General features: G+C 57.2%; 5 protein-coding genes. 2 read left to right on the top strand and 3 right to left on the bottom strand.

Annotated elements, in window-relative coordinates:
- Positions 1–65 precede the first annotated feature (65 nt).
- Positions 66–1,301, top strand: a complete 1,236-nt coding sequence (locus tag ACQZ40_RS25570) for a Bcr/CflA family efflux MFS transporter (RefSeq protein ID WP_174000988.1) — start codon at positions 66–68, stop codon at positions 1,299–1,301.
- Between the two features lie 65 nt (positions 1,302–1,366).
- Entirely contained in the window at positions 1,367–1,942 is a 576-nt protein-coding gene (locus tag ACQZ40_RS25565; RefSeq protein WP_174000989.1) for a DUF1349 domain-containing protein, read from the top strand.
- 31 nt (positions 1,943–1,973) lie between these two features.
- On the opposite strand, the gene ACQZ40_RS25560 is transcribed toward ACQZ40_RS25565, so the two are convergent.
- The 3 genes from ACQZ40_RS25560 to ACQZ40_RS25550 form a co-directional block, all read right to left on the bottom strand.
- Entirely contained in the window at positions 1,974–2,612 is a 639-nt protein-coding gene (locus ACQZ40_RS25560) for a class I SAM-dependent methyltransferase (protein ID WP_174000990.1), read from the bottom strand.
- Between the two features lie 53 nt (positions 2,613–2,665).
- Positions 2,666–3,106 carry a nuclear transport factor 2 family protein gene (locus tag ACQZ40_RS25555; RefSeq protein ID WP_174038121.1) on the bottom strand — a complete coding sequence of 147 codons (441 nt, stop codon included), beginning with the start codon at positions 3,104–3,106 and terminating at the stop codon, positions 2,666–2,668.
- 85 nt (positions 3,107–3,191) lie between these two features.
- Positions 3,192–4,565 (bottom strand): NAD-dependent succinate-semialdehyde dehydrogenase, encoded by a 1,374-nt coding sequence (locus ACQZ40_RS25550; protein WP_174001047.1) that lies wholly within the window; start codon positions 4,563–4,565, stop codon positions 3,192–3,194.
- Between the last annotated feature and the right edge of the window lie 131 nt (positions 4,566–4,696).

Below are 4,696 nucleotides of genomic sequence, written 5' to 3'. Positions count from 1 at the left end.
AACATTTACGCCGCGTCCGAACACTCGCGTTCGGGCGCGTCTCTAACGCTCCATAAGGGTTGGTCGTGCCAAACGAGTTCACTGAAATTTCTGCCGGAGAACAAACACCGGCCACTAAGATTGTCGCGGGACGAACGATCGCCTTGCTAGCCGCACTATCGGCGATAGGGACATTGTCGACGACTATCATTCTGCCGTCGTTTCCCTCTATGGCGGCTGATTTCCATGTATCGTTGCCTGATCTCGGCATGACGTTGTCGAGCTTCCTGGTCGCATTTGCCATGGGGCAGTTGTTCGTCGGCCCTATGTCGGACAGGTTTGGGCGACGACCATTCGTCATCGGCGGGCTGCTGGTGTTTGCCACCGGATCGCTTTTGTGCGCTTCAGCCAATGAATTCAGTACACTGATCCTCGGCCGTGTCGTGCAGGCACTCGGTGCCTGTGCAGCATCGGTTCTGTCTCGTGCCGTCGCGCGAGACCTGTTCGATGGCGAAAGATTGACTCGCGCCCTATCACTGATCATGATCGCAATGGCTGCCGCACCGGGATTTTCCCCATTGATCGGAACAGGGCTGGAGACCCTCCTTAATTGGCGATGGATATTCTCAATTGTCGCCTTTGCCAGCATCCTACTGCTGATCCTCTATTTGGTCGGCATGGGGGAAACGCACTCGCGGGACCGAAGGGCGGCTCATACCGTGTCGGCTGTTGCACGCAGCTATGTCAGTTTGCTGACTGATCGCAGGTTCATCACGCCCTCTCTGGCTATCGGACTGATCGCCGGAGCGCTCTACGCCTTCTTCGGCATCACCCCGGCAATCATGCTCGGCACGCTTTCCTTGGCACCTTTGCATCTTGGGCTTTTTTATGCAGCGACTGTCTTCATTGTCTTCGGCGCAGGCATGGCATCACCCCGGTTGGTCCACTCCATCGGCGTTCGCGCGATCCTGCTGACCGGCCTTTCGCTCGCGCTAATGGGCGGGCTTCTGATTCTTGTGCGCGTTTCCGAACCATCGTTTGCGGCCTTCGCTTTGGCGATTACCGTGTTTCTCGCAGGCTTCGGTATAGCCAACCCGGTCCTGACAGCTTCGGCTTTGCAGCCCTTCGGCAGCCGTGCTGGCCTTGCATCGGCACTGCTCGGCTTCATACAGATGGGAGGGGCTGCGATGGCGACAGGGGCGAGCACACTTCTACCCTTTTCGCCGTTTGGAAACCTTGGATGCCTGATGACTGTTGCTTTGCTGGCTGCAGTTATAATCTATGCTGCTTTTCCAGCTAACATAAAGGCTGCTCCACAATAAAGTCTCAGCACATAGCCGATATGCGGGGCAGAAAAGCTTCTTATACATCAACCTAAGGATTTTTAATGTTTGACACTTGCGTCTGGCACAACGAGCCGCAGCATTGGTCGCTTGACGATGAAGTGCTGCATGTGACGACCGACAAGGGCACTGATTTCTGGCGCAAGACGCATTATGGCTTCACCCGCGATAATGGGCATTTCTTCGGTGCGTCATGGAACGGAGATTTTACCGCATCTATGCGGATAAAGGCGCGTTACCAAGCTTTGTACGACCAAGCCGGCTTGATGGTGCGGATCGACGATAGTCGATGGCTGAAATCCGGAATCGAGTTGTCGGACGGGGCAGCCTGCATCGGCAGTGTGCTGACCGTTGATCGCTCCGACTGGTCGACGTCTGCCTATGATGGCGATCCATCGGATTTCTATTTACGCGTCACCGTGATGGACGGCATTTTGCGGCTTCAATCATCGGCGGATGGTATCCGGTGGCCGTTATTGCGCCTTTGCCCGTTCCCTGCCGCAGGATCGTACATGGTTGGTCCAATGTGCTGCACTCCGGAGCGCGAGGGGCTTGAGGTCGAGTTTTCTGATTTCCGTATCGGATACCCACTAAGCAAGGACCTGCACGATTTGACGTGAGTCCTCGTGACTTTTGTCCACTTTCGATCGCTCAGCGATTGGTGATCCGGTAGACGCTGGCCGGCGGAAGATTAGCGAAAGTGGTACTGATCCGAACGGCTTCAAGACCAAGTCGATCAAGCAGCCTCCGCGGAACAGGACAGCGCGGACCATAGGTAAACTGATACAACGCGCCATGGCGACGTAACTGGTGAAACGCACCGCGCAGGATGGTAGCCACCTTTCGCGGTGACATGGACAAGAGGGGCAGGCCGCTGACCACGGCGCCCGCTTTTTCTTCCTCGAAGAGTTCGGCCGAGAGCAGGGAGGCCGCATCCATTTCAAGAAGTTTTGCTTTTGGGAATTGTTGTCGAAGCTTCACAGTGAATTCAGCGCCACTTTCGACGAGAACGATGTCTGTCTCGGCGACCCCGCGCGCAAGGAGCGCGCGGGTGAAGACACCAGTTCCGGGCCCGAGCTCAAGGACGGGGCCCGTTGCTGCGGAGATTTCCTTAGTGATCGCCAGGGCCAGATGACTACTGGACGGAACAATGGATGCCACGCGCAGGGGATTGGCGAGCCATGCGCGAAAGAAATCGAAGCTCTCCGAATGGCGGCAACGATTTGCAGGCTTGCCGTTAGGCCGTTGGCGGTGGCCAATGCTGGCCTCCGCTCCGGTTTCACCCGTCATCGGTAGAGTCCCCATCTGTTTCTTCCTCGCAGTTCCGGAGCTTCCTGGCAGCTCTATTCTTGTGCGGTCCGGCTCGCCGCTGCCATGCGACGCGCTGCTTCTTCACCAAGCTTCATGATGGCTCCGACAGGACGGATCATGACGACCAGGTCGACAATTTTGCCTGCAGCATCGAAACTGACGATGTCGATGCCCGTGAAGGCCGCATCGCCCACCCTGCCGCGGAACTCCAACACATGACCTTCCTCGCCATGGAAGTGCCGTGCATACTCGAAATCCTCAAAGATGCCGAACACCATCTGCAGAGTACCGATGAATGCTCCCTTACCCCGAAGCGGCTCAAGCTGCGCCGGGTTGTGATACGTCACTTCGTCGGTCAGAAGATCCGGCAACGCGTCCCAGTCACGTTGGGTAATGATACGGTGCCATTCGTTCAGAGCGGTTTGCGCCGATTGTGTACCATTCGCGGCTGTGTCGTAGTCTGTAGGGTTCATGGAACTCTCCTATGGCAGATTTTTTCAAAAAGGGGGGGGAACCGGATCGGGTGGGGTATGGGGGCCGATCCGGCTCCGATCGCCGTCAGGTTTTTGAGACGACGACCAGCTTGCGGTTGACGAACTCCTTGATACCGACGTCACCGAGCTCTCGGCCATAGCCGGACCGTTTGATGCCGCCGAACGGCAGTTCGGGCCGTGATGTGGTCGGGGTGTTGATGAAGACCATGCCGGTCTCGATGCGTGACGCAAGGCCGCGAGCTCGGGCGATATCGGCGCTGTAAATCGTACCGCCAAGCCCAAAATTAGAATCATTGGCAAGCGTAACAATCGCGTCGTCGTCATCGACTACGAACAGCATCGCGACAGGGCCAAAAAACTCCTCATAAAAGGCCGGATTTTCAGAGGTCACATTGGTCAGCACCGTCGGCTCATAGAAGAAGCCGCTGCGGTCGGCGCGCTTGCCGCCGGTCAACACCGTTGCACCATGGGCGACAGCATCTTCAACCTGGCCGCTCAGTCCTTCCAAGCCTTCACGAGAGGCGAGAGGGCCAAGCAAGGTCTTTGGATTCAGCGGATCGCCCATGACCGCACCTTGCATCGCGCCGACAAACGCCTGCGTGAAGGCTTCGGCAATACCGCGCTCAACAATGAAGCGCTTGGCACCGGTACAGATCTGGCCTGCATTTCCCAAACGGGCGAAGATTCCGCCCTGGACCGCCTTTGCAAGATCCGCGTCGTTGAGAACGACGAATATGTCGCTGCCACCAAGCTCCAGCGTCGATTTTTTCAGCATCTCGCCAGCGCGAGCGCCAACTTTGCTGCCGGCGCCCTCCGATCCAGTGAGCGCCACACCCTGAATACGGTTGTCTCCTATCAATTCGGCAATCTTCGCCGACGATACGTAGAGATTGGTGACGGCACCTTCTGGAGCGCCTGCCTGCCGGACCAGGTCTTCAAACAGTGCTGCGCATTGCGGCACGATGCTGGCATGCTTGTACATGACGGGGTTGCCGACGGCGATCGCTGGTGCCACGACACGGATTAATTGATAGATCGGGAAATTCCACGGTTCGACTGCCAGCAGAACGCCGACCGGATGATATTCCACCCACCCCTCGCCGACATCGCTGTTGACCGCCTGCGGTTTCAGGATTTCGTCGGCGTTTTCGGCATAGTATCGCGCAATGCCAGCGCACAGATCAGCTTCCATTTGCCCCTGGAACAGAGGCTTGCCCATTTCTTCGGCCATTGTACTGGCCAGGAGATCACGGTTGGCCGTGATCAAGTCGGAAAGACGCGCGAGAACGGCAAGGCGCGGCGCACGCTCTCCCTTCGACCACGCCGACTGGAAGAGCGTATCCGCTCGTGTAAGAGCCATCTCGACCTGGAAATCGTTGTGCTCGGGAAATTCCCGCGTCACCTGTTCCGTGTAGGGATTGAGCGATCTGTATGCCATGAATCTATCCTTCAACAAGGCAGCTCCCATCCAACAGGAAGTGGACGAATTAGAGCCGCAATTTTCTATCGAATGTGCTTCTCGTTTTTAGAGCGGCAGGCACCCGGTGCTCAGGACCTGCTCGGCCCATC

The organism is Agrobacterium sp. 16-172Ci (genome assembly GCF_053522725.1).
The sequence above is the reverse complement of the archived record's forward strand: the minus strand, read 5'-3'. Positions and strand labels throughout refer to the sequence as shown.

Excerpts from the sequence above, each read along its gene's own strand:
- ACQZ40_RS25565 (WP_174000989.1), top strand. The coding sequence starts at position 1,367 with ATGTTTGACACTTGCGTCTGGCACAACGAGCCGCAGCATTGGTCGCTT.
- ACQZ40_RS25560 (WP_174000990.1), bottom strand. The coding sequence starts at position 2,612 with ATGACGGGTGAAACCGGAGCGGAGGCCAGCATTGGCCACCGCCAACGG.
- ACQZ40_RS25555 (WP_174038121.1), bottom strand. The coding sequence starts at position 3,106 with ATGAACCCTACAGACTACGACACAGCCGCGAATGGTACACAATCGGCG.
- ACQZ40_RS25550 (WP_174001047.1), bottom strand. The coding sequence starts at position 4,565 with ATGGCATACAGATCGCTCAATCCCTACACGGAACAGGTGACGCGGGAA.